Raw genomic sequence first — 2,000 nt, 5'->3', positions numbered from 1 at the left:
CTCTAGACGAAGGGGACGCAATCAAAACTGCATCATGTTAGTAGAATTGGCGTCCCCTAGGGGATTCGAACCCCTGTTACCGCCGTGAAAGGGCAGTGTCCTAGGCCTCTAGACGAAGGGGACGCAATCACTAACATTGCTATCAAAATTTCACTTGGTGGAGCTAAGCGGGATCGAACCGCTGACCTCTTGCATGCCATGCAAGCGCTCTCCCAGCTGAGCTATAGCCCCACTGCTTTAGCAGCGAAACTGCCTTGACAGCGGGGCGCATTCTATTGCGAGGAGCGCTTAAGTGTCAACTGTTTTTTGAAAAAATATCTCCAACTGGCGATTTTTATATCAAGTTGACTATTTTACATGCAAATCGCGTGTTATGCGCTCGCTTCGCGCTCAGCAATGAATGCAAGCGCCAAATCGATACGCTCGACAACCTTTTGCTGATCCAACTGCGCTAAGGTGACATCCAACGAGGGTGAGTTACCCCCTCCGGTTGCTGCAACGCGCAATGGCATGCCAATTTTGCCCATACCCACGCCAAGCGCTTCAGCCGTGTCATTAATCGCTGCTTGAATTGATTCAGCAGTCCAATCCGTTAAGTCTACTAGCCTCGCCTTCACCGCTTCTAATGGTTCTTTAGCTACAGGGCGCAAGTGTTTCTTAGCTGCTTTTTCTTCAAACTCATTAACTGGTTCATAGAAATAACGGCTAATCGCGGCCATTTCTTTCAACGTTTTCACACGATCGGCTTGCAAACCAACAATGGCTGTCAGTGCTGGACCCGTCGACGTATCGACGCCGAGTTGATCAAATTGCCATTTGAGGGCATCAGCCACTTGTTCAGCGGGCAACGTCTTCATGTAATGCTGGTTTAACCAATTAAGTTTTTCGGTATTAAACGCAGAAGCGGCTTTATTCACATCCTCTAGTTTAAACAGTTTAACCAACTCTTCTTTACTGAAGATCTCTTGATCACCGTGCGACCAGCCTAAACGGGCTAAATAATTAATCACCGCCTCTGGCAAGTACCCGTCATCGCGATAATGCATTACACCCACCGCACCGTGGCGTTTAGATAATTTCTTACCGTCATCACCCAGAATCATCGATACGTGTGCGTAGTATGGTACCGGCGCATTTAAGGCTTTTAGAATATTAATCTGGCGCGGCGTATTATTAATGTGGTCTTCGCCTCGAACTACGTGCGTAATACCCATTTCCCAGTCATCCACAACAACACAGAAATTATACGTTGGCGTGCCATCGCTGCGGGCAATGATTAGATCATCAAGTTCTTGGTTTGAAAACTCGATACGACCGCGGATCAAGTCATCAAAAATAACGCTGCCCTCTTGTGGGTTACGAAAACGAATCACGTAACTGTCACCAGACGCATTTGGATTATCACGGCAATGCCCGTCATAACGAGGTTTTTCGCCACGCTCCATTTGCTCTTCACGCATTTTTTCCAAACGCTCGGTCGAGCAGAAGCATTTATAGGCTTTATCTTCTTCAAGCAGTTGATCCACTAATTCTTTATAACGGTCAAAACGCTTGGTTTGATAGTAAGGTCCACGATCCCAGTTCAGCCCTAACCATTCCATGCCCTCTAGAATGGCATCAATCGCAGGCTGCGTTGAACGCTCCCGGTCGGTATCTTCAATTCGCAATACAAACTCACCACCCTGGGCTTTTGCGACCAGCCAAGAGTAAAGCGCTGTGCGAGCACCGCCAACATGTAAATAGCCAGTCGGGCTTGGAGCGAAACGCGTAACTACACTCATTACTGTGTTCCTTTATTTAATTCAGTGATTAGACCCGGTGAATTTTACCAGTCCTAGGCAAAAAGCGCATTATTCAATTAAAATGATTAAAAAGTCAGCAAACAGAAAAAACTTTTCATTTTTTGTTTGACACTTTGGCGCGTATCCCTATAATGCCTCCTCGCAACGACGCAGAAGTGCGATGACAAAACTGGATGGTTAGCTCAGTTGGGAGAGCAT

The 2,000-nt window shown here is 46.9% G+C and carries 1 protein-coding gene and 2 tRNA genes; all 3 read right to left on the bottom strand.

Annotated features, from left to right (window positions below):
- Positions 1 to 47 precede the first annotated feature (47 nt).
- Positions 48 to 123 (bottom strand) — tRNA-Glu (locus B2X00_RS03750).
- Between the two features lie 32 nt (positions 124 to 155).
- Positions 156 to 231: transfer RNA gene (locus tag B2X00_RS03745), tRNA-Ala, on the bottom strand.
- Between the two features lie 140 nt (positions 232 to 371).
- Entirely contained in the window at positions 372 to 1,781 is a 1,410-nt protein-coding gene (gene gltX, locus B2X00_RS03740) for a glutamate--tRNA ligase (RefSeq protein WP_290486179.1), read from the bottom strand.
- Between the last annotated feature and the right edge of the window lie 219 nt (positions 1,782 to 2,000).

This window comes from Idiomarina sp. UBA3162 (assembly GCF_002364475.1).
In the GTDB taxonomy this organism is placed as follows: domain Bacteria; phylum Pseudomonadota; class Gammaproteobacteria; order Enterobacterales; family Alteromonadaceae; genus Idiomarina.
This window is presented reverse-complemented; position numbering and strand designations above follow the sequence as displayed.

What these genes read in the sequence shown, in the direction of transcription:
- gltX (WP_290486179.1), bottom strand. Translation starts at nt 1,781, where the DNA reads ATGAGTGTAGTTACGCGTTTCGCTCCAAGCCCGACTGGCTATTTACAT.